Below are 21,587 nucleotides of genomic sequence, written 5' to 3'. Positions count from 1 at the left end.
GACCAAGTACCAAAAATATAAATTTTACGACCATGAAAGAGGTCTGTTCATAGCAATTCAGTTTTTATATAAGCTACATTTTCTAATGATTCATTCAGCACAGCCTACAAGTACCATGCGTTATTCAACATCCACGACTATATGTGCCACTTCATCAAGATTTTGCATTCTTTCAAATCCTTCTTTATTATCTGCACACACAAAGCCATAGACATAAAGTCCGTTTGCTTCAATATGCTTCTTATATGATCTAAGTGTATCCGGATCAGCATTGCCATCAGGTATCATATAGATTATTTGTGGATTATCTATAAGGTAATCAAGCATACTTGTAACATGTTCAAAAGTAACGTCATACTCAGATGCGCCATCTCTTATAGCCTGCCATGTATCCCAGGCACTCAGATTTGGATATTTCTCCTGATCATAATTCACTCTCATATATGAATATACTCCAAAGCCAATACATGGCTCATTCGTATAAGCGTCATGCTCTATCCCGCTATACATTAGTGGCAGATTTTCCGGATCCCCACCCTGAACATAAGTTGATATGGCACACCAGTCTGGATAAATATCATTTTGCTCGCACCATTTTACAAAATCATCATATCTCATAGATTTCGTCATTGTTACAGATGCCTGATATACATTGTACTCATTCAAGTATGAGATAATATCGGGCTCATAGTCGAAACTACCCTTGGGACTTGTTAACAGGCATGTGCTCTGTCCATTTTCATCTGAAGTGAATGCAAGCTTTATCGTTCTGTTCAGTATATCAGGATAGTATAAACGCAAGTCTCCCTTTTCCAGTGTTCCTGCATAACTGTTTTCCATTCTATAAAGAGATATATAATATTTTCCGTATCCCCTGCTTACTGCATCACAGTTCCATATATTTCTCGTCGGAAGAAACAGTTCAGAGTATGTTGCAACATCCACGGTCAGCCTGTTACTTTTTTCAAATCCGCTTCCGATCTCTTCAGTCGGATTATAATACTGTCCATCTACAATCTTGGGAAGTACAAACATGACAAAACCGACAATCGCCAGAGTTACCAATGCGGTGGTTATTCCGACTTTTATAAATGCTCTACGGATCCTTGAGTTTATTAGTTTAGCGAAATCATCTGCCTCACTTGATGGCTTCATTTCTTTATTATCTTCCGGAATGGCTTCACTATCTGCAATATCATCCAACCCAGGAATCTCGGAGTTTTCAAAAAGAAAATCACTTATGGCATCCTGTTTCTCAATATCCGCCTCGATTTCTTTTTTCTTTTCCTCATCCAGGGTTCCGTTCTTGTATTCCTGTAACAGATCTCGATACTTCATACCCCTTTTTCCTCCATATAGTCTTTTAAGAGTTTCTTGCCTCTGTGCGCCTGCACCCTTACATTTTCAGTTGTCATATGCAGCATGGCAGCTATTTCTTTCTGTGAAAAACCTGAGAAATACTGCATGCATAGTATTTCCCTCTTAGTCTTATCCAAGTGATTTATGGCTTCATAGAGAATCTTCTTGCTCTCATTTTGAATAAGACCATCCAAAATGCTTTCATCACACGTAAACTCGTAGTCTTCAATGTCGGCTTTCAGCTCCGTTCTATTCTGCTTGGCCAATGCATTAAATAGCTGATTCCTTCCAACCATATAAAACCACGCCCTTACGTTGGAATGATCATCGGGAAGAGACATGATTGCCTTAAGAAATGCTTCCTGAGTCATATCTTCCGCCAGCTCATGATCGTGACAAAGAGAGTATAGATATAGAAAAAGCTCAGTATAATATGTGCTGTACAGCTTATAAAGCAAGTGCTTTTCCATACTTTCCTCCCGTTTTACTCTTTCATATATATAACAATTGAAGTAAGAAAATGTTACAGAAAAAATTATAGACATGTACATATTTTTTTATACATGTCTATATTTTGTAAAAAGGCAAAAAGAAGAAAGCCCTGAAACATGGGCTTTCCACGAACTTCGAATTTTACACTTTTAGGTTAATCTGACAATAAAAGTTTATTCTTTATTTGCTCAGATTTCAAACTGACTCATTTCTTCATCAGTCAATGGCCTTCCTAGCCGTTTTGAATACAGAATAGCTTCTCTTAGTCTGTATCTCTTTCCATCAGAAGGCTCTGTAAGTCTGCCGTCCTGCATCTCTTCTCCAAAGCTATCATAATCAATACTATTTAATTTTTCTGTTTTCTCTGCAATTATCATATTCACTGCTCCTTAAAATACTTATGAATCAAATCGGAAGCTCCATATGAATCGATATATAATGTATGCCAGTCCAGTAGATGAGCATTTAAAGTGTTCTCGTAATGCTCTATAAGATCTGTTTTTGCTGTAAACTGAACATAGCCTTCATTTCCTGCATCCCAGCTATGCTTACATGCAATTGCAAACAGATGGGCACCAACGCCCTTGTATTTACCATACTTACCTATGTTCTCCGGAGCAGCTTCTACAATATCAACATGTGTATATAGCTGATCCCTATAATGCTTGAAAGCAATCATCCCTTGAACATGGTCATCATCTTTTAAAAACAACTGATAGATTTCATAACCATTTGAATGTGGAATACTCCAATCAAACTTCCATCCTTCATCCTTAAGCTTTTTTGCATCGCTCTTTGTAATAGTCTGTTTAACAAGTCTATATTCGGTATCCAACTCCTCTCCGGTAAGCGAATCCACCAGGCAGTTGGTTAATGAATCTATAATAATATCTATTTCCATTCTATCCCTTTCGTACTTATATTATACTTTATATCGGCTGTAAAATGTGTGAAACTTAAATTAAATCCCCTAGTTCTGCAGGATGCCTGTCTTAATCATATGCTGAGATACTTTTCTTTATCTTCATTTATGCTTTAGCCATAGAATCTCCTTTTTTGATATCAATTCTCTCTATATATATGATTTAAATATTACACTTGACTGTTTTTTATTCATTAGACTATAATCTAAAGTACTTGTTTGGAGGGTATTCGTATCCTCAAATATTATCCCCCTAAGTGTTTGGTCGCACTTAAGGGGATATTTTTATACTTCAAACAGTAATTCTGGCATCAATGCTCTAAATGATTTCCCATCAACAAATGGCATATCCAGCAAATCTTTGAAATTTTCATTACAGATTACTTCAGTAAAATCTGGTTGAGCTACTATAACATACTCATTTCGCAAACTGGTCACCATATACTTGTTTTCCTTGTACCAAAAAACGGTTTCTACCGTTAAGGGCGGATTGCCTGATCGCTCAGGCCATTCATCCCATCTTTGCCACTTCGAATATTCGTCGATTGTCATTTTACGTACGTGATTGCCATCTGGACCATGCATTAGCCTTTTTCTCCTTCCAAACCTTATTGATTTGTGTGATAAGTTCTTTTTCTTTACTTGTAGAATTTGTCGCACCCTTAGGATTGTCATACTCATTATGAAAGTATCCATGATGAGTATGAGGTAGCATTCCTTTGTGTGGAACATCCAAGTCGATCTGCTTCCGTCTCTTATTATCTTTATCATAATAAGAAATAAATTTTGGATTCCCCTCGTAATCCAATGTTACATATACCTGGTTTTTTGTCATTGTCTCCATTGGAGCCGTTGTATTACCATCTCTTGGCACTACAAATTTGATGTTTCCATATGTCAGTAGCGACTTGTACTCTGAGCCATATGGTATACCTTTAGTACTAATACCTGTACTGCTTCCTCTTCCTCCCATCAGCGCACCACCTTCCTTGATGAAATGTAGTCTACAGTAACTATATTTCCATCCATCTCATCAAAAGGGTTTCCAAAGCATAATATCTTAGAAGGTTCAATGGCTTTCAGCATGGCTTCATATCCTGTCAAAAAATCTTCTTTAGAGTGCTTACATCCTATCATCCCTATTGCAACCATCGAATGTTTTTCAATAGCACTAAAGCAAAACTCGTAGGAATCGGGTAACCCCCAGCTGATTGTAGGAATCACATTCTGTCCTTGGTCCTGCCAGAATGCTCCACACCATCTGCTATGTGCAACGCTTTCTAATTGTCTCCAGTAGTGCATATTAGTATAAGTAGAAAAATCAGGGGTACATAAGAAAGCGTATTGAGATAAACGAACCAATGCTTGTTCGGGATTTTTATAAACTGATTCAAATTTATAATCATCAACGAAAAAATGAACTCCCTTTTTGCGATTGATCTCCTTATCGTTATACTTTGTATCTGATATTGCTATCAACCCAACATTTTCAATGGTAAAGTCCTGCTTCTTTATTATCGGCATTTGAAACTTTCCATCTACTTCAAATTCGTTTCTTAAGAAACGTGGATTATTTCTAAAATCATAACTCTTCATAATAGGCTTTCCTCCTATCATAGTTTGTATGGAGATACAAAGCCTTTACTTGTTTGGAGAGCATTCGTATCCCCAGATTTGTTATAGGATTTCTCTGATTGGTCGTTCAGATTTATCCCGGGGTCCTGTTCATTATTCAGTTTTCTATTCAGTTTTCAAACGATTTTCGTAAATTATCACCTCCATGTCTAATCAAGCAGACTCCTGCATCTTTATCAATGCCTGCTCGTAATCTGTATATCCACCATAAGCATAATGAAATTTTTTCCATAGCTTATAATAGTTCCATGCATACCATGCTGCATCAAAGCTGATATCAAATGCTTCGTAGATATCTTCTGGTCCAGCAGGATTAATCTTCTCCACTAAAACAGGTGGTGCAATCGCATATTTAGCAAAAAAATTGGCTTCTGCCTCTTCAATCTCTGAATTGACACCTCTATGATCAAGAACACAGTGCCCTATTTCATGAAGTATAGTCATATTTATACGCTCATAACTTCTATCAATATCGTTGTAATAAATATACTCAACACCATTTCCTTCGATAAAAAAGCCTTCTTTTTCCTTTTTAACCTTTCGATACTTCCTTTTGCTTAGCGAGGAATAAGGCACCAGCACAATTCCCATTTTATACGCTATTTCGAAACCGTTTATGGGAATTGATTTGATCCCCAATTGAACAAAAAGAAAAATGACTTCTCCCTTAATAAATTCATAGATTTCATCCGGTAATCTAAGACCTTTTTTCATCTTCGTCTCCCATCAAAATGTTGATAAGCTCCATCTTTTCCTTCTTTGACATCTGCTCTACATTTCTTGCTATAAGGCGTCTCGCATATCCAAGTTCACCTTTTACATCATTAGGGATGCCTTCCAGTAAAAACTCCGGTGTAGTATCAAGTGCAATTGCAATCTTTGTCAATACTGTTGATCTTGGCACTCTATCACCCTTTATATAATGTGACATTGCAGCCTCAGTAATCCCTGCTTTCTTTGCAAGATCTTTCTGTGTTATGTTCTTTTGTTCCAGCATTTCACGAATTCTTTCTCCCATTGTATTAGTAGCCATATTCTCCCTCCGTACCATCATCACTGTTATATCTTAAAATTATCATTAGAATTATCATTTTGTCAAGAAAGAAGACAAATTATTGTATAATTCAAGAACAAAAACAACAACATATGGTGATTATATGAACAATGCGCAATTTTTTGTTTATAGATTTCGAGCCAATGCTCACACCTAGCCACCACGTAGCGGCTTGTCTTTGAGAACAAAAATAATAATTGTACATTACTAAAAACGACGGAAAAGACACATGGTTCCTAAGTTCTTCTCCGCCGTTAATTAAGATTTATAAAGTCATTATTTACTTCGATTTCTATAAAGAAAATATCTGTATGATTATAACAAGAGCCGGTTTATATGTTTCTGGTATATTTAAGAAAACCCTTTTGCATTACCCAAAATATATCAATTCTTGATGAATTCTATTTTCCCAAGCTTTATCTTTCCGCGGATATCGATATCCATATGCTGCGGATAAGCTGTTTTATATTTGTAAATACTCATTATTATTCCAAGAAAAGCATATGAGACCAACAGATTACTCAACTCTTCGCTTACAAAAACATCACCTTTCGTTGCTTTCATATTACTATTGAGACAGATATAGTTATATTAGTGGATAAAAAGTTGTCTTTCAAAGGAAAAGGTGAGAGATATGAATAACAGTATTGGAAGAAAAATTTACAATCTTAGAAAACAGAAAGGTATTACCCAGAACGAGTTGGCTCAGTATCTTTTTGTTGCACCGCAAACTATATCAAAATGGGAATCAGGAAATGGATCTCCTGATATTTCACTGATCCCTAAAATTGCTAATCTTTTTGAGGTTTCTTTGGACTATCTTTTCGACATGACTGATGCGCAGCGTGTAAAGGATATGGTACTAAAATATTCTGTGTTAAAGGATGATCATTCATTTGATGCTGCTTCTTCTGTGATTGAAAGCATGCTCTGTGATTCTGAGTATGATGAAATTGAAAAAGCGGATTTTTATGCTCTAAAAAGTCATCTCTACCTCCAAAGAGCCAGAGATTCTATAAATAAAGCTTTGGATTCTGCAAATACTGCATTGGAAATTGCATCCGATTCAAAGAAAACGCCATTGATAATGCAGGCTATCTTGCTGCGCCTGATGAGCGGAGATTATGAAAATGTCAGGGCTGAGACCAAGAATGCATTTGCAAATGAGCCAAATTCTGAGACTCTTTACATTTATCTTGAAGTTTTACTGATACTCAACTGTTATGATGAAATCATCTTAATTATTGAATCAGATGATAACGCAAAGCGCATAATGTCCGATAAGTCTGCCTCTATCCCTGTTTGGATCCAGTATTTTCAAGCATCAACGCATACCAGAGATCTCAAAAAGGCCAAAGAGCTTTATGATAAATTATCTTCTCTTGTACCTCAGGATGAGCTTCTAAACATGTCAGTTGTCATGGTAAGGCTTTACTCTGATCATAACGATCCTGAGCTTAATAATATGAAGAGCATTGCTTTATCATTACTTGATAAAATCGAAATCAACGAATACATAAAAAAGGAAATCGCTGCTCAAATCAATTGAAAAATAATTCCTAACTTTTTCTTATGTCCCAGATGACTTGGATTACCATCACAATCAACATCATTTATTCGAACTTCATATTTTCCAACCCTCAAACCAGGTGTTCTCAGGCTGCTTCTTTATTCATAAATATTTTGATAGTCGTTGCCAGATGCTGATGATGAACTTTGGTAGCATTAAACTTTACCGAGGCAAAAGCCATCTGCATAATAGGGCCTGTTGCAAAGGCACAGATAAGTGTTCCTATTCCTACAGGGCCTCCCAATAGCCATCCGATAAAAGTTGCAAGACTAAGAAGTGTAATGCTGACAATTCCAATAGGAATTTTTTTTGCACGTTTTGCAAGTGCAACAAGCAGTGTATCTCTGGGGCCACAGCCAAGAGAAGCACTCATATACGTGTACTGGGTATACGCCATAATCACCAGTCCAATGATCATTACAGGTATACCGGTCCACAGGGAGTCGCATTTATGTACGACATTCAGTTTATTAAAAAGATCAACTGCCTTGCCTACAACAAAAGCGTCTATAAACATGGCAATGCCAATGGGTTCCTTAAGCGCAATATCTATTCCCAGAATCGCATAAGAAACAGCCACCGATGCTGTTCCGTATAGTATTCCCAGTGTATTCGACAAACCAAGATTAAGTACATCCCAGGGACCGGCACCGATATTTGCCTGAATTGTGAGATATACGCCGAAACCGTTAACAAATAAACTTATCGTTGCCAGAAACATATTTGCAACTATAGCTCTGGTCGTTCTATTTTCTTTTACTACAAAATTTCTAAACATTAATCAACACTACCTACTTCCGAAATAACAATAAATCAAAACTTCGCACCTGTCAGTTAACGGTAACCGCGACTTTCTTTGCAAGGCCATTCTTAGCATATACATATACGCTGCAGCTTCCGGAATTAACTGCTGTTACCATTCCTTTCTTATCGACAGTTGCTACGTTTGGATTGTCAGATCTGTATCGAAGCTTGGCTGCATATTTTTCAGGAAGCGCCTTTTTCTTTCCTTTTTCCATCTTTACAGATGCCTTGATTCTTGCGCTGTTACCCTTGCTCAAAGTTATGGTTTTGGTGGAAAGCTTCACTTGTTTAGGGTTCTTATATTTTTTACTGTCCTTCCCTGCAAAGACCGCAGTCACTGTCTCACCGAGAAGCTTGTTATTGCTGTCATAGCCTTTTATATAAAGCTTTATGTTCTTTGTAAAATCTATCTTTTTGCCTTTGATCTTTTTGATCGTCACGGAGTTAGATTTAACAACCTTTGTGGGCTTTGTTTGGAATTTTTTTCCATAATAGGTTACATATACTTCATATTTAGCTATTCCTGCTGTCTTATCCCAGGAAAATTTTATTTTTCCTTTTTTCTGGGTTATCTTAAGACTCGTATTAAAACTGTAAGTCTCCAGCTGATTTTCAGAGTTGTTTTCAGCTATATATGTGTAAGTGAAGGTTTTATCTGATGTGATCGCCATACCTGTACCGGGTGTCACGTCCCAACTTCCTGCTTTATAGCCATTACCGGGCTTGTCACCGACCTTGGGAATCTGGCTGTTAGTCAGCTTTAACACATCACTTCCATATCCTGAAAGTGTTACTCGTTTATCTTCTATTGTGTCGTCACTCCAGGAGCCATTTACAACTCTGAAGGTCACAGTCTTTGTTATTTTATTAGGTGTCAGCGTTGCTTCTCCTGTAGCAGCATCCTTAACCACCTTATAATACTGATTGTCACTTACAAAATACTTAGCAGGATCCAGGTTTGCTCCACTTAATCCGGTGGTAAAGACTCTGGGCACATCCAAACTCACACCTACTGACGCATTTGCACCAATATTTTCTACGGTAATATTACAATCTTCATTCAGAAATACGTTATTAGGGATATTGCCACCACGGACCATAGTATTGTTACTAATCTTGGGATTTCCGGTGATTTTAAAGCAGTGGCTATCATTTTGATAATTAACATATATTCCACCGCCGGCGGTATCAATAAAATTACTTGTGCCGGTAATTTGGTTATCAGTAATCTGACCTCCAGTAATTGTGCAATTTCCACCTCCGAGACTGACTCCTCCACCTACACCGATGCTGGCGGTAGCCTGGTTTCCACATATCTTTCCGCCATTCATAATGAAGTCGCCATTGGAAAGGACGCCACCACCGGATGCTCGACCGGAGGTTTCTGCAATATTGCCACTTATTTCACCGCCATTCAGTGTAAAAGTACCGGAACTAACGTAGACACCTCCTCCTGAGTTTGCCTTGTTATTGGATATTTTTCCACCACTCATGTTAAAGGTTGCGTTGTCATATAATCCAACTCCACCACCTAACCCAGAACTATTATTGCATATTTCACCACCATGCATATTTAAGGTACCATTAAGAATGTAGATTCCACCAGCAGCGTTCACTGTTTGATTGCCGCATATCTTCCCACCATATAAATTAACAGTACCTTCAATATAAATGCCACCACCATATTTATTACTTCCATGTCCTGTACCACCGGTGATTTCTCCCTTATTTTCTTCATCATAGATATTAATAGTGGAACCAGTCGGCACAATTATTACACTATCGTCAGAAGTACTGCTGGTGTATTTGAGTTTTTTTCCATTAAGACATAGGTTGACTGTCTTTCCGGACGGAACCGTCCAGCCGCTATCAGTCAGAGTCACATCAGAAGTCAGGTATATATTCAGGGGATACTCCGGATGCTCCACATTAAAATCAGATGCTTGCGGCATACTTGTAGAATTATTCCATGGTTCAAAAGTGATATCATCGTGAATATGGTTTCCCGCTGCCACAGCCACTTCAGGCATTAAAGTCAGCATCCCCATTACCAACATCATAGATAAAACCAGTACATAATCTCTTTTAAATAAGGTCTTCATTATTTACCTCCAAATTGATGAACTCTATTCTAATCCACAACTGACTGAATCCATTTTCCGACGATCTGAGTCAGTTTCATGCGCTGTCCGATAAAACTGTGGTTGCTGGCGATTTTTTCATACACGATTTTTCCCCCGGCTTCTTCAAGCTTGTCTGCCAAAGGTTTCAGCATCTTATCAGGTGGAGCTATCGTGTCATAGGATGCTTCCACAAACAGAACATTTTTGGTTAATAAGTCTTCATATCTGTTGAGGATGCTCAGCTCCTGCTGGTTAATAAGGGCATTCTCTTATCCGGTGAAAGAAGATACCCATACAGATGAACTCCACCGCTAACGATATTTAATTCTACTATGTCCGGAAAAAACTGCGGATCATCTGCTTCAAATTCAACAAAAGCTTTTTCATAATCCATCCTGATCACCTCCTCATTTCTCCCTCACTATTGTAAACTCAAAATCCTTCAATTCGCTATCATAAATGCTAAACATGCGATAATAATCGTTAATTGACACATCATGCCCGTAGGAGTATTTGGTCTCACCGTTTTTATCAGTGTATGAATAAAGCAGGTAAATCTGCTTTTCGACACCATTTAATTTTATCCTGGGTACAAAAATGAAAGTTTTTTCAGCAGATTTTACAGAATAACCGGATGCTGTAGAGTCTGCCTTGTTCCCGCGCCAATTTTGCAGATCTATACCTTCGATTGGCGTAAACTCCACATTTCCTCCAAAGACAGTGTCATAAAGAAAGTCGCCATATTCTCGCATATTAGGCTTTAAATATTCCTTCTCTTCGTCTGCCTTCTGAATTGCGCACTCATCCAAATAAGGGCGAAATGCATCTATAGATATGCCGTCCATCTCGGGCTGCAATATATCGAATGGATTTTGCCCATAAAAATCGTTAAATGCTTCTTCCGAAACACAGTCAAAAACATATATTGAACTTGCGTGAAATTTCTTAAGGATTCCCTTTAAATCAAGAGATTTTAGATCGCATCCAACGGTATAGACATAATAGGATGCATTTTCGCGATAGAATTTCTCGGTGTCTGATCCGTCAAAATATCCAGCTTCTATATACCGGAAACCCATTCGACTATCCTGATAATTATGAATAGCCATTACCTTACCATCAAAACATGACGAAACTTCAGCCTGTATAGCCGAAGCTATTTCGTCGCTTTGATAGTCATCCGTTCCCTCATCAGAAGCCTTTTTGTAGGGAATATATACAGTAAAATCTTTACCGTCATGCTGCATTTTTACCTGATAGTTACCGGTAGGGGTTTTGGAATAGCTGATAAAAATATCAGCATTTACATGAACATCATAATCTTTTTTGCTACTTAGAACTTCGGGAGTAAAGCCATACTTTTTTTCAACGTAGCTTATAGCGTTCTTCTCTGCCCTGTTGCGGTCAAGAACCTTCATGATTTTATTGCATACAAACAAGGCAATAGCAACCAAAATAAGTATGGCGATGATTTTAAGTATTACCCCAAAAAACTTTTTCACACCAATTCCCCTTTTTCCCCAGAGTTTATATGGACTATACGTCAGTCATTTTGAAAGCTGTCCACCATCTCCTGAAGCTCAACGTACCTGTCCATTTTTCTCTCTATTTCAGCATCGACTTCCTCTTTTTCCTTACTAAGTGCCATAAGCTTTGGATAATCCGTTGCTGCTTCCCCAATCTGCAACTCCAGTTCAGCACTCTTTTCTTCAAGAGCTTCTATCTCAGATTCGATATTATCGTACTCTCTCTGCTCTTTAAATGAGAGCTTTGTCTTCTCCCTCGGAGCGCGGTACTTACCCTTGGCGGATTTATCTTCTGCTGTGGACGCTTTGGGATTAGAGATAACCTCTGATACACCTGCAGCTTCCTTTTTATGAATGAGAAAATCTGAATAACCGCCCTCGCTTTGATACAGTGTTCCGTCTTTTTCGAAAGCAAAAATCCTTGTAACCACGCGGTCAAGGAAATACCTGTCGTGACTTACGGTGATGATGATTCCTGCAAAGCCGTCCAGATAGTCCTCAAGAATTCTGAGGGTCTGAATGTCCAGATCGTTAGTAGGCTCGTCTAAAATGATTACATTTGGCTGCTCCATAAGGACCTTAAGAAGGTATAATCTTCTCTTTTCACCGCCTGAAAGCTTGGAAATCGGAGCATACTGCATCTCCGGATTAAAAAGAAACCTGTCGCACATGACAGACGCTGAAGTCAGACCATCAGTGGTTCTTATGAACTCTGCAGTGTCTCTTATGTAGTCGATTACTCTCTTGCTTTCATCCAGGGCTTCATTTTCCTGACCAAAGTAGCCTATTTTAATGGTCTGCCCTATTTCAACAAATCCGGAATCGGGAGTCACCGCATCCACAATGCACTTAAGGAGTGTGGACTTGCCGCAGCCATTAGGCCCAATGATTCCTATTCGGTCCAGCTTGCCAAAAATATATGAAAAATCCTTGAAAAGGAGCTTACCCTCATAGGATTTAGAAATCCCGTCAATAATAATGGTCTTATTGCCCATTCTTGTGGGAAGTGAGGAAAGCTCTACCTGTCTCTCCTCTTCCGGGCGCTGTCTGTCACGTAGCTCTTCAAATCTCTGAATGTGGGCTTTTTGCTTGGTTGAGCGGGCTCTTGCGCCTCTTAGCATCCATGCAAGATCTTTTCTGTAAAGACTTGCAGCCTTTCTCTCAGCGGCCTGTTCGTAATCAAGTCTTTGCTGTTTTAATTCAAGAAATCCCGAATAATTGGACTCGTAGCGATACACACTGCCCTTATCAATTTCCAGAATCTGATTCGTTACTTCATCGAGGAAATATCTGTCATGGGTGATCATAAGCAGAGCACCTCTGAAATGCTGAAGGAAATCCTCAAGCCACTCGATCATGTCAGAATCGAGATGGTTAGTGGGCTCGTCCAGAATCAGAAGATCTGAAGGTGTCATGATAGCTGCAACAAGAGCTGCTCTTTTTTTCTGTCCTCCGGATAAAATAGACGGATTACACTCAGGATCATCGATTCCAAACTTTGACAGAGTTGCCTTTATTTCTCCGATTTTGTCCCAATGATCGCCGCCTGCGTAAATGGTACCCGCAATATTCTCCAGAAGTGTCTTATCCATATCAAAAACAGGGTTCTGGGGAAGATATGATATACGAAGGCCGTTACTTACTATTACCTGTCCGCTGTCCGGAGTAGTCTTTCCTGCAACAATAGAAAGAAGCGTGGATTTTCCTGTTCCGTTGGTACCCACTACTCCGATTTTATCTGTATCGCTTATTCCTACGGAAACTCCGCTAAGAACAGGCTTTGACATATATGATTTTGAAACGTTTTCTACATTTAATATATTCATTACATTACCTAATCTAAGATTCTTAATATACTATAGAAAGAAACGTTTTAGATGTCCAATACTATTATCTCCAAATTGGACCACAGGGGACGGGGTTAGTGGACCCAAAAATGAACCACGTCCCCTGGTCCATTTATATTTACACAAAATCAAAAATGGACATTTGCCCATTAATCCAGGACTTCTGCGCCACATCATTGATTTTGTCATCCGGTCTGTAATTTCCTATCAAAAAAGGTGAGTCCGGGTCGTGATTCTTCATATTGGTTTTTACAAGGGAAACGTCATTGTTGGCATAACAATATCTGCACAGATGTCCGCAAGTATCATAAGCACCAATATCGCCGGATAAGTAGCACGCACACTCACTCCTGGCCCCTTTATGCTTGGGAGCATTCAGTTTATTTCCGATGGCACGCTCATAATCGGCGATTGTCATGCATCCTCTGCAATCTGCACCGTATTTTTCAAGAAAATCTCCTTCGGCGCAGGGCTTTACAAGCATGCCGTGCTCTCTTGCTATTCTTATGATTTCCTTTCCAAGAAATAGCTTGTCGTTTTCTGACACAGCCCTTACTTCCGGAAAATTTCTTTTTACTTTCTCATAGAGATCTATAAAACTGATAACTACAATTTCCGTATAGCCTTCAAGAGATGAAGCCATTTTTTCAAAGGCCTTCAAATGATAATCTATTGTATACTTATCGCTTACAAATATTGGATCGTAACGCCAGCCTATAGCCTTGGTTCCAACCTTCCCTGACAAAAATTTAAAAGACTCAATGACCCGCTCCTTATCAGGAACCATTGGCTCTATATCCTTTCCGTAGGGAGTTATGGTAACGTACCAGAACTGCCCAAAATCTTTAACAAGATCAAGGTATGGAAAGAAAGGCTCAGGATTCTTGGAGCAAAAGCCAATAGCATCCACAACCTCAGGATTTATCACGTATCTGCTAACCTGAACCGGGTTATAGGGATTGCGCACACATACAAAGCCCTCTTTTATTCTATTTGCAAGCCACTTGGGGTAAAAGGCAGGGATATCTGTTCTCTGCCCTGTGTTGAGTATCATCTAAAAATACATCCTCTCCATGTACTGGTCCTGAAAAACACTGCTGTCAGCGAGACTGACCTCTTCGGCGGTGGAAGCAACCTCTATAAATCTGCTGAGTATACTTTCATCAAAGGCATACTTAACGGCGCCCTCTAAAGAAGTATTTCCAACAGCACGAGTTCTGTCTAAAAGTTCCTCCGGAAGAAGGCCGATTCCACAGGCTTTTTCCAGATTGATCTTTAGGCCAAAGCCCCCTGCCAAATAGGCAGCCCCCACCTGGTCGTAGCTGATGCCGTATGCCTGCAACAGGGTCTCCAAACCGGCTCTTATTGCGGCCTTGGCAAGCTGAACTTCTCTAATATCTTTCTGTGAAAAAAAGACCTGATCCGCGATCTTAAAGCCTTCTTCATCTATATCTTCATCAAGTAGACCTGTGTCATCAATAAACTTGTTCTTTAAAAGTTCATAGACTATCTCTATAACTCCGGTGCCGCAAAGTCCCACCGGTAGCTGATTTCCGATTGTGTCATATTTTACGGCTCCATCTTCGATGGTGATACTGCTTACAGCTCCCGGAATTCCGGCCGTGCCACAGGATATATTTCCACCTTCAAAGGCAGGGCCTGCCGCGGTGCTGGCCACCATGATTTTGTCTTTATTTCCTATGGCCATCTCACCGTTGGTGCCTAGATCAATCAAAACGCAGGGCTTTTCCGCCTGATCCATGCCCACTGCCACAATACCGCTGACTATGTCCGCTCCCACATAAGTACTTATGCCGGGAAGCAAGGTACAGCCCTCTACGCTGCGGCAGCTTATGTCCACAGGAGTATAAGGTGCTACGCCGAGAGTTTCGCAGGGAAGCCCCTGCCATAGATGCTGCATGGTAGTATTGGCAGAGATGATCTCCGGGACGCTTTCAGCTACACCAAATGAGGACAACAACTCTTTAATATCCCCGCGTATCAGTTCTTTAAGCTCCTCGCCTTTTCCCTGATTGGCTGCCTGAATTCTGGATATTACATCTGCACCAAAGCTGCGCTGATGGTTGACTCCTGTTTCCGTCTTGATGATTTTCTTTCTGTCAGGATCAAGGAGTGCTGCAGCCAAAGTAGTTGTTCCTATATCTATTGCCACCACGGGATTCAGAGGCATTTCGCCCAAATCTTCCTCCGCGATGGCTGCAATTTCCATGGCTTCGTCTGAATCGTCTATCTCAACTGTGAAATCTCCGCTTACCCTTGTCTGACATGCAAGGCGAACGCCCTCTCTCAGGGTTTCTTCTGACAAGTGTTCCTTCTCTATATCCAGCGGCTTTGGAGCATCAGAAATAAATCGCACCCTGCATTTTCCGCAGGTGCCACGACCACCGCAGTCCGCATGGATACGGCTGCCTTTATCTCTCATGATTTCCAATATGCTTTTTCTTCCGTCGGAATTGCCGCTAAAACGTATTGTACTCATAGTAATCGCTGGTTAAAACCTCCTGTTTGGCGCTCTCTATAAATATATTTCATATTTTCCCATAATACCCCTTTAACATCAACACGCGGGAAGAATTCCTGATCAATCAATTACACTATCTGCCCCAAATTTGCCACCATGAAAAAGGCGCTATGTGCTCAATTACACATAGCGCCTTCATACTTATTACATCCGATAGATGACTTTTTTATTTAACCTTTATGCTCTTTACCTTACTCCAGTTGGAATATACTTTCTCGCCGTTCTTCTTGGAGTAGGTGCGAATTCTTACATAATATTTTTTCTTTGACTTAAGCTTTTTGAAAGTCTTTGTGGTGGTTTTTGTCTTGTTAATAGTGACTGTCTTAACGTTCTTCTCAAAGGATTTATCAGTACTGTACTGAATCTCGTAGCCTTTGATGCCCTTAGCAGTTACCTTCTTCCACTTCACAGTAAGTGTCTTCTTTCCTGCGCTGAGCTTAGAAACAGAAGACTTCTTCTGCTTTTTATCTACTGTCTCTGCAGGTGCCTCTTCTGTGGTTGTCGTAGGTGTTTCGTTATCTGTTGTTACCTTTTCAGAGGTTTCAGATGATGTATTTTCAGACTTATTTCCAGCTTCGCTGCCGGTATTACCGCTGTTTTCGTTAGTATCATCATTTCCTGTCTCTTCAGGAATGCTGTCATTTTTGATGATCTCAAGACCTTTTTTAGTGTCATAAACAGCAGTTACTGAGGATGAACCCTTAAGTGTAAGCTCTGTATCTTCAACAAGCTGACCATCAGCATAGATGCTGACGTTATAAGTACCTGCAGTGAGATAATCTGTAAGTCTGTAACCGGTTTTAGATGTCTGTACCATCTCCTTAGTTTCACCGCCTAATGCGATTTCCACCTTTGCCTTACCTGCTTCCTGCTCATATACGCTTCCATCTGCCAGTTTGTAAGCGATTTTTCCTGAGTTTATGGAATCAAACCACTCGCCTGTAGTGGAATTTACAAAAAGAACGAAAGTATCGGTCTCTTTTTCGCTTGCAGGGAATGTTACTGTGGCATTTGATGAAGGAACTTCGCCATTGCTCCAAACGCCGTCAAAATTAATCTTGAACTCGTAGGATATTGAACTTTCAGGAACGGTATAAGTAAATGTGCGTTTGAATACGCCACCGCCGATATAATCAAGACGAGATAATACATTTGCCTGATCCCAGCCGCCAAATTCCTTGAATTCATTTATGCCTGCTCTGTTAAAGAAGTTACCTGTCCAATTTGCGATTTTCTTAATATCCTGTACAACGTTGCCGTTTCCATCCTTGTGTGTGTCAAAACCTGTTACAACCTTGTCGTTATAAGCGAAATATCTGACGATAACATCCTGTGAAGCCTTTGATGCATTACATACTTTTTCTTTGACTACTTTTCCGTTTACCAGAATGCTGACGGTATTTTCACCTGCGCTGAAAGGAAGAACAGCTTCATACATGTTTCCGTCATAAAGTGCCATGTTTGCGGTGTTTTCGCCTACACGTACCTGCAGGAAATCTCCGGGGAAAGCCTTAACGATACCATCAAACTCATCTTCCTCAGAAGGATCTTCCTGATTACCGGAACCCTGGCCTTCGTCTTCGCCGTTTTCATTCTCATCGCCTGTCTCTGCAGGATCATCATTACCGTTCTCATCTTCTATGGTCTCAGGCTTCTGATAATATGCCTCGATCTCAAACATACTTACATAGGGACCTGAGAAGGATGATACATGAACTCTTAAATATCTTCCCTGAGCTTCATCGAATTTAATATCCATGGGCTCTGTGGATGTGCTTTCACCGCTTGCAACAACGAAATAATCGCTATCCGGGGAGTCGGACATTTCCACTGTAAATACTGCGTTCTCAGTATTTACATAGGTTCCTGTTCCGCCAAAATACAGAATTACTTCGTCGATTTTTGTGCTCTTTTCAAAATCAACACGATACCAGATATCAGGATCCTCTTCGTGTGAAACTAAAAATGAAGTATAGCTTCCGTCAGTAAGATTACCTACGTTTCTTGCACCGATACCTCTTGTTGAGCCTCTGCCGTTAGAGGAAGCGCTTCCCTGCTTGCCCTTGGCAAGGTTGGTATTGCCATCCATTCCTCTGCCCTCAAGATCAGGAACGTTATTGAGATCACTGTAAATTCCTGTGTATTTAAGTGCAGTTTCTTCGATCAGATTAACTGTATCAGCGTTATAGGAAACTCTGTTGTTCTTGTAGTCTGCACTCTCAACCAGAGCTGTAAGCGCATCCTTATCTTCTGAAGTAAAGCTGAATGCACTGTCTTTTCCTGTCATTGTGTAGTAAATGGTGCTTGCAGAGATAAGACTTGCAAGATCATTACCATGCACATTGTCGCCTTTTCTGTACCATTTCTTATTCTTGTCAAAATAAAGCTCGTAATATGCTTCACCTGCAGGAGCAAGCTTGGCATTAAAATCCTTTGCTACAGAAACATAAGCATTTGTAACTGTTGTCTGCATGCTCTTAAGTACGTCTTCATTAGCCCAAGGCATGTAAAATACCAGCTGCGGCTGTGAAGGAGCTTCCTCTATCCAGGGATAGAATGCTTCAGCACCCTGACGAAGAAGTGCCTCGGAAAAACCTGAGGATTTTTCCTGAAGTACCACATAATCATAGTCACCGTCTACGATTGCTGCTCTTGTGCTCTCCTTAAGAATGTCAGCCTGGTCAAACAAAGAAGCTCCCATCTGAGTTCTTGTATCTACCTGAGCATCAATTCCATCAAGTGCGAAAAGTGTCTGAAGCTTGCCGGCAACGTCGTTGTATCTTGTAAGGCTGTTACCAACCATAAGAATCTTTACTGTATCTGCGGCAGCTCCATCAGCTTCTTCGGCTTCTTCAAGGGCCATAACTTCGAGCCCGGCGTCAGCTTCATCTGCCTCTTCAATTACCTCAGTCTCAGGATATTCAATATCAGTAATATCTGTTGTAGCGTTATCCTCTTCGACATCAGAATAATCAGCTTCTTCTGTCGCAGTTTCCTCAGAAGTCTCTTCCGGCAGCTCATCACTTTTGTTTTCCTCTGCCTGCTCTCCTTCTTCTGAAGTGTTTTCATCAGTCTGAGCTTCCGGATTTTCCTGAGTTATCTCATTAACCTCATCAAGTTCCTGCTCATTTTGTTCATTTGTCACATCATCCACTGAAACATCCATGTCTGCGGCATATTCTGCTGCAGTCTGGTCCTCAGCAGCAAGTGATGTCACCCCGCCCTGCCCCAGAACAGTCGTTGTCAGGACTGTCGTCAGCATGAGCTTTGCAAAAAGTCTTTTCCACTTGGGACTTCTCCTTTTTGGCCTTTTTCCTCCCATATACATAGGTTTCTCCTTTTCCTCCACCTGCGGATCTGACAGCAAAAATCCCCAGGGATTTCGTTACTGTTTACCCACTAATCGCTGTCAATATGAAGTATATCTGAGGGATAAATTGATTAAAAATATGAAAACCTATATAATCATATATATAAATATATATATGCAAAAAGGAGTGCTCCCCTATGAACCTGCTGGAACTGCGGTATTTCAGAACCGCTGCACAAATGGAAAATTTTTCAAAAGCTGCAGAACATCATCTTATTCCGCAGTCTGCCATAAGCGTAACCATCAAAAAGCTTGAGCGGGAACTGGGGTGCGAACTCTTTGACAGGTCAGGTAAAGCCATAAGCTTAAACGATAAGGGCAAGCGCTTTCTTGAGGCCGTGGACCAATCTTTAAGCGCATTGGATGCCGGAATCAATTCCCTTCGTGAGCCTTCCGTAACAGGAATCGGCATAAATATTCAGAGTGGCATACATTTCATGACCTACCTTGTTCCCGATTTTGAAAAGATAAATCCGGGCATAAGGGTATTTTTCCTGCAGGGCAATTCAGCAAAAAATAAGGAAGCTGATTTTACTTTCTATCAGCTCCCTGTGGATGAAAAAAAATATGATTATGTAGTTTTAATGGAGGATGAAATCATGGTTGTTATGCCAAAGTCTCATCATCTTTCAAAGAAAAAGCAAATTGACTTAAAGGCTTTGTCAGGCGAATCCTTCATCGCATATAACAAGAAGAATCAGCTACGAATCCACACAACTTCTTTATGTAAAGAAGCGGGATTTTCTCCGGATATCGCCTTTGAAGCAGATGATATGAAAACCCTCCGCTCCATGGTAGAAGCAGGTAACGGGATTGCACTTGTTCCCGGCACTTCCTGGATGCAGACATCTTCCAGCTATACATCTCTTATTCCGCTAAAGGGTCATCCCACGAGAACTCTTGTCCTTGCCTATCCCAAAGGCAAGAAGCTGAACAAAGAGGAAAAGCTCTTTCTGGATTTCACCACAGCGTGGTTTGATAAGCTTAGTGCTTCAAAACTAAGGTAAAGTAGGCTTCTTTTTGGAGAGCCAGCCCCTGAACACGCCGCCCTTAAGTATTGAAAGCACAATGAAAAAGAAATCTGCGCCAAGAATAAATATAAATGATGGCAGCATTATTCTGGTGTAATGCTTTCCATATTCTTTTTTACGGTTAATGCAGGCCGCAAGCCATATATCAAAAGTAATGATTCCGCAGCCAAAAAACAGAACCTCTGCGAGATCCTTAAGGAATCCAATGACTATATTTTTATCTAAGAAATTTCCTGTATTCATGCCTGTTATGACGAGATTCAAAACAGCGATTGCGAATACTACCACGATCATGATCCGCATAACATTCATCATTACACCGCCGCCGATTCCAAGGCCGCCGCACCATTTTATACCGCTTCTTATACAGAAATTCTCCATGTTCTGCATAAGCGGCTCATTCTGTCTGCCTTCGATAAAGCCGTTATTTGCTATAACGTAGACCTTAAGATCCGGCTTGTGCTCTTTACACCACGCCTCCATTGTTTTTAAAAAAGGAATAATGTGGGAAGGCACGCCGTCTACATAAAGCGGCATTGTGAAAACCACAGTGTCGGTATCCTCAAGCTCTTTCAGTATCTCTTCATGCTCTGCCCTTGTGCGAAGCTTCATTTTCTTTTTGCTTCCAAGCACAAAAAGGCTTGTCATATCCACTAAAAATCCGGAAGCAGAGAGTTTTTTCTTGGGGCTGCAATCTATGAATAATGTCTTCATATCTCTGATACCTCCAGTTTATCTATAGAATCCGTGAACCTAAGCTCAGTGGATGTGTATCCGTGATTCAATCTGTTTCTTTCTATCATCAGTTCCCAGGTCTTTTTCTCATTATCAGCGATATCACCGTAGACAATGACCTTGAAGTTACCCTTGCGACCATATCTAAGCGTATGATGCATCTGCCATCCGCGATATGTGCTAAAGGGTGTTGATGCTCCGATGGATCTGTCCAGGAGATTCTTGACGTTTGAACTGTAGCCGCCATAGGTGTTATCCGTGATTATGACAAGATCATCTGCCTGTCCCACAATTCTGCACATTTCATGCAGTGAATCGGACATGCTGCAGGTAGCGGGATGCTTGGTCCAGCAATTAAAACATCCCTGACAGGGAGCGTATTTTCCGTCAGCACATACCACTCTGTCGCACACCGCTTTAAGCTTTTCATTATAAGATTCATCAAGGTCATGGATTATTATTTTCATTATCGAAAATCCTCTTTTTCTTTACTCTGTTAACAGTATAAATAATAATGAAATCTAAATGGTATTTCCACTGAAAATAGCTTGTTTTACACTGTATTTTTGTGATAAAT

At 40.2% G+C, this 21,587-nt stretch carries 22 protein-coding genes; 2 read left to right on the top strand and 20 right to left on the bottom strand.

Translation table 11 applies throughout. The features are described from left to right. Positions 1 to 120 precede the first annotated feature (120 nt). The 9 genes from G610_RS0112660 to G610_RS0112620 form a co-directional block, all read right to left on the bottom strand. Positions 121 to 1,338, bottom strand: a complete 1,218-nt coding sequence (locus G610_RS0112660; protein WP_026525097.1) for an anti sigma factor C-terminal domain-containing protein — start codon at positions 1,336 to 1,338, stop codon at positions 121 to 123. Beyond that, on the bottom strand, positions 1,335 to 1,829 hold the full coding sequence (locus G610_RS0112655; RefSeq protein ID WP_026525096.1) for an RNA polymerase sigma factor: 495 nt from the start codon (positions 1,827 to 1,829) through the stop codon (positions 1,335 to 1,337). Before G610_RS0112655 ends, G610_RS0112660 begins: the two co-directional genes overlap by 4 nt. A 210-nt stretch (positions 1,830 to 2,039) precedes the next feature. Next, positions 2,040 to 2,228, bottom strand: a complete 189-nt coding sequence (locus G610_RS0112650) for a hypothetical protein (protein ID WP_026525095.1) — start codon at positions 2,226 to 2,228, stop codon at positions 2,040 to 2,042. Positions 2,229 to 2,230: 2 nt separating this feature from the next. Next, positions 2,231 to 2,752: a hypothetical protein gene (locus tag G610_RS0112645; RefSeq protein ID WP_026525094.1), complete on the bottom strand. Its 522-nt coding sequence runs from the start codon at positions 2,750 to 2,752 to the stop codon at positions 2,231 to 2,233. 306 nt (positions 2,753 to 3,058) lie between these two features. Further along, positions 3,059 to 3,358: a hypothetical protein gene (locus G610_RS0112640; protein WP_026525093.1), complete on the bottom strand. Its 300-nt coding sequence runs from the start codon at positions 3,356 to 3,358 to the stop codon at positions 3,059 to 3,061. Continuing rightward, a complete protein-coding gene (locus tag G610_RS20825; protein ID WP_051197983.1) occupies positions 3,327 to 3,746 on the bottom strand; it encodes a hypothetical protein in 420 nt (139 codons plus the stop codon). The genes G610_RS0112640 and G610_RS20825 overlap by 32 nt, the downstream gene beginning before the upstream one ends. Next, entirely contained in the window at positions 3,746 to 4,369 is a 624-nt protein-coding gene (locus tag G610_RS0112630; RefSeq protein ID WP_026525092.1) for a DUF4417 domain-containing protein, read from the bottom strand. Before G610_RS0112630 ends, G610_RS20825 begins: the two co-directional genes overlap by 1 nt. Before the next feature lie 192 nt (positions 4,370 to 4,561). Next, on the bottom strand, positions 4,562 to 5,122 hold the full coding sequence (locus G610_RS0112625) for an ImmA/IrrE family metallo-endopeptidase (RefSeq protein ID WP_026525091.1): 561 nt from the start codon (positions 5,120 to 5,122) through the stop codon (positions 4,562 to 4,564). Beyond that, the gene (locus G610_RS0112620; RefSeq protein ID WP_026525090.1) at positions 5,106 to 5,441 is read right to left on the bottom strand and encodes a helix-turn-helix domain-containing protein; all 336 of its coding nucleotides are present in this window, start codon (positions 5,439 to 5,441) and stop codon (positions 5,106 to 5,108) included. The genes G610_RS0112625 and G610_RS0112620 overlap by 17 nt, the downstream gene beginning before the upstream one ends. A 655-nt stretch (positions 5,442 to 6,096) precedes the next feature. Here G610_RS0112620 and G610_RS22285 point away from each other — a divergent pair. Continuing rightward, positions 6,097 to 7,011, top strand: a complete 915-nt coding sequence (locus G610_RS22285; RefSeq protein WP_051197982.1) for a helix-turn-helix domain-containing protein — start codon at positions 6,097 to 6,099, stop codon at positions 7,009 to 7,011. 106 nt (positions 7,012 to 7,117) lie between these two features. On the opposite strand, the gene G610_RS0112605 is transcribed toward G610_RS22285, so the two are convergent. The 9 genes from G610_RS0112605 to G610_RS0112565 form a co-directional block, all read right to left on the bottom strand. Then, positions 7,118 to 7,810, bottom strand: coding sequence for a YczE/YyaS/YitT family protein (locus tag G610_RS0112605; RefSeq protein WP_026525089.1), 693 nt, complete (start codon positions 7,808 to 7,810; stop codon positions 7,118 to 7,120). Positions 7,811 to 7,862: 52 nt separating this feature from the next. Further along, positions 7,863 to 9,938 (bottom strand): Ig-like domain-containing protein, encoded by a 2,076-nt coding sequence (locus tag G610_RS0112600; protein ID WP_026525088.1) that lies wholly within the window; start codon positions 9,936 to 9,938, stop codon positions 7,863 to 7,865. A gap of 29 nt (positions 9,939 to 9,967) precedes the next feature. Then, positions 9,968 to 10,099, bottom strand: a complete 132-nt coding sequence (locus G610_RS23705; protein WP_255345877.1) for a hypothetical protein — start codon at positions 10,097 to 10,099, stop codon at positions 9,968 to 9,970. A 98-nt stretch (positions 10,100 to 10,197) separates the two neighbouring features. Then, positions 10,198 to 10,353, bottom strand: a complete 156-nt coding sequence (locus tag G610_RS23110) for a hypothetical protein (protein ID WP_155831026.1) — start codon at positions 10,351 to 10,353, stop codon at positions 10,198 to 10,200. Between the two features lie 13 nt (positions 10,354 to 10,366). Continuing rightward, the gene (locus G610_RS0112585; protein ID WP_026525087.1) at positions 10,367 to 11,461 is read right to left on the bottom strand and encodes a hypothetical protein; all 1,095 of its coding nucleotides are present in this window, start codon (positions 11,459 to 11,461) and stop codon (positions 10,367 to 10,369) included. Between the two features lie 41 nt (positions 11,462 to 11,502). Then, positions 11,503 to 13,311 (bottom strand): ABC-F family ATP-binding cassette domain-containing protein, encoded by a 1,809-nt coding sequence (locus G610_RS0112580; RefSeq protein ID WP_026525086.1) that lies wholly within the window; start codon positions 13,309 to 13,311, stop codon positions 11,503 to 11,505. A gap of 139 nt (positions 13,312 to 13,450) precedes the next feature. After that, the gene (locus tag G610_RS0112575) at positions 13,451 to 14,386 is read right to left on the bottom strand and encodes a DUF1848 domain-containing protein (protein ID WP_026525085.1); all 936 of its coding nucleotides are present in this window, start codon (positions 14,384 to 14,386) and stop codon (positions 13,451 to 13,453) included. After that, positions 14,387 to 15,832, bottom strand: a complete 1,446-nt coding sequence (locus tag G610_RS0112570; protein ID WP_026525084.1) for an ASKHA domain-containing protein — start codon at positions 15,830 to 15,832, stop codon at positions 14,387 to 14,389. It abuts the gene before it with no gap. Positions 15,833 to 16,040: 208 nt separating this feature from the next. After that, complete coding sequence (locus tag G610_RS0112565) at positions 16,041 to 19,196, bottom strand: discoidin domain-containing protein (protein WP_196809844.1); 3,156 nt, start codon at positions 19,194 to 19,196, stop codon at positions 16,041 to 16,043. 185 nt (positions 19,197 to 19,381) lie between these two features. Here G610_RS0112565 and G610_RS0112560 point away from each other — a divergent pair, with 185 nt between their 5' ends. After that, positions 19,382 to 20,251 carry a LysR family transcriptional regulator gene (locus tag G610_RS0112560; protein ID WP_026525082.1) on the top strand — a complete coding sequence of 290 codons (870 nt, stop codon included), beginning with the start codon at positions 19,382 to 19,384 and terminating at the stop codon, positions 20,249 to 20,251. Here G610_RS0112560 and G610_RS22280 read toward each other — a convergent pair. Both G610_RS22280 and G610_RS0112550 read right to left on the bottom strand, forming a co-directional pair. Next, entirely contained in the window at positions 20,243 to 20,989 is a 747-nt protein-coding gene (locus G610_RS22280; protein ID WP_051197981.1) for a hypothetical protein, read from the bottom strand. The two genes, G610_RS0112560 and G610_RS22280, sit on opposite strands and share 9 nt — an antisense overlap. After that, positions 20,986 to 21,477, bottom strand: coding sequence for an NAD(P)H-dependent oxidoreductase (locus G610_RS0112550; protein WP_026525081.1), 492 nt, complete (start codon positions 21,475 to 21,477; stop codon positions 20,986 to 20,988). Before G610_RS0112550 ends, G610_RS22280 begins: the two co-directional genes overlap by 4 nt. Between the last annotated feature and the right edge of the window lie 110 nt (positions 21,478 to 21,587).

This window comes from Butyrivibrio sp. MB2005 (assembly GCF_000424285.1).
Taxonomy (GTDB): domain Bacteria; phylum Bacillota; class Clostridia; order Lachnospirales; family Lachnospiraceae; genus Butyrivibrio.
The sequence above is the reverse complement of the archived record's forward strand: the minus strand, read 5'-3'. Positions and strand labels throughout refer to the sequence as shown.

Excerpts from the sequence above, each read along its gene's own strand:
- G610_RS0112660 (WP_026525097.1), bottom strand. The coding sequence starts at position 1,338 with ATGAAGTATCGAGATCTGTTACAGGAATACAAGAACGGAACCCTGGAT.
- G610_RS0112655 (WP_026525096.1), bottom strand. The coding sequence starts at position 1,829 with ATGGAAAAGCACTTGCTTTATAAGCTGTACAGCACATATTATACTGAG.
- G610_RS0112650 (WP_026525095.1), bottom strand. The coding sequence starts at position 2,228 with ATGATAATTGCAGAGAAAACAGAAAAATTAAATAGTATTGATTATGAT.
- G610_RS0112645 (WP_026525094.1), bottom strand. The coding sequence starts at position 2,752 with ATGGAAATAGATATTATTATAGATTCATTAACCAACTGCCTGGTGGAT.
- G610_RS0112640 (WP_026525093.1), bottom strand. The coding sequence starts at position 3,358 with ATGCATGGTCCAGATGGCAATCACGTACGTAAAATGACAATCGACGAA.
- G610_RS20825 (WP_051197983.1), bottom strand. The coding sequence starts at position 3,746 with ATGGGAGGAAGAGGAAGCAGTACAGGTATTAGTACTAAAGGTATACCA.
- G610_RS0112630 (WP_026525092.1), bottom strand. The coding sequence starts at position 4,369 with ATGAAGAGTTATGATTTTAGAAATAATCCACGTTTCTTAAGAAACGAA.
- G610_RS0112625 (WP_026525091.1), bottom strand. The coding sequence starts at position 5,122 with ATGAAAAAAGGTCTTAGATTACCGGATGAAATCTATGAATTTATTAAG.
- G610_RS0112620 (WP_026525090.1), bottom strand. The coding sequence starts at position 5,441 with ATGGCTACTAATACAATGGGAGAAAGAATTCGTGAAATGCTGGAACAA.
- G610_RS22285 (WP_051197982.1), top strand. The coding sequence starts at position 6,097 with ATGAATAACAGTATTGGAAGAAAAATTTACAATCTTAGAAAACAGAAA.
- G610_RS0112605 (WP_026525089.1), bottom strand. The coding sequence starts at position 7,810 with ATGTTTAGAAATTTTGTAGTAAAAGAAAATAGAACGACCAGAGCTATA.
- G610_RS0112600 (WP_026525088.1), bottom strand. The coding sequence starts at position 9,938 with ATGAAGACCTTATTTAAAAGAGATTATGTACTGGTTTTATCTATGATG.
- G610_RS23110 (WP_155831026.1), bottom strand. The coding sequence starts at position 10,353 with ATGGATTATGAAAAAGCTTTTGTTGAATTTGAAGCAGATGATCCGCAG.
- G610_RS0112580 (WP_026525086.1), bottom strand. The coding sequence starts at position 13,311 with ATGAATATATTAAATGTAGAAAACGTTTCAAAATCATATATGTCAAAG.
- G610_RS0112575 (WP_026525085.1), bottom strand. The coding sequence starts at position 14,386 with ATGATACTCAACACAGGGCAGAGAACAGATATCCCTGCCTTTTACCCC.
- G610_RS0112570 (WP_026525084.1), bottom strand. The coding sequence starts at position 15,832 with ATGAGTACAATACGTTTTAGCGGCAATTCCGACGGAAGAAAAAGCATA.
- G610_RS0112565 (WP_196809844.1), bottom strand. The coding sequence starts at position 19,196 with ATGGGAGGAAAAAGGCCAAAAAGGAGAAGTCCCAAGTGGAAAAGACTT.
- G610_RS0112560 (WP_026525082.1), top strand. The coding sequence starts at position 19,382 with ATGAACCTGCTGGAACTGCGGTATTTCAGAACCGCTGCACAAATGGAA.
- G610_RS22280 (WP_051197981.1), bottom strand. The coding sequence starts at position 20,989 with ATGAAGACATTATTCATAGATTGCAGCCCCAAGAAAAAACTCTCTGCT.
- G610_RS0112550 (WP_026525081.1), bottom strand. The coding sequence starts at position 21,477 with ATGAAAATAATAATCCATGACCTTGATGAATCTTATAATGAAAAGCTT.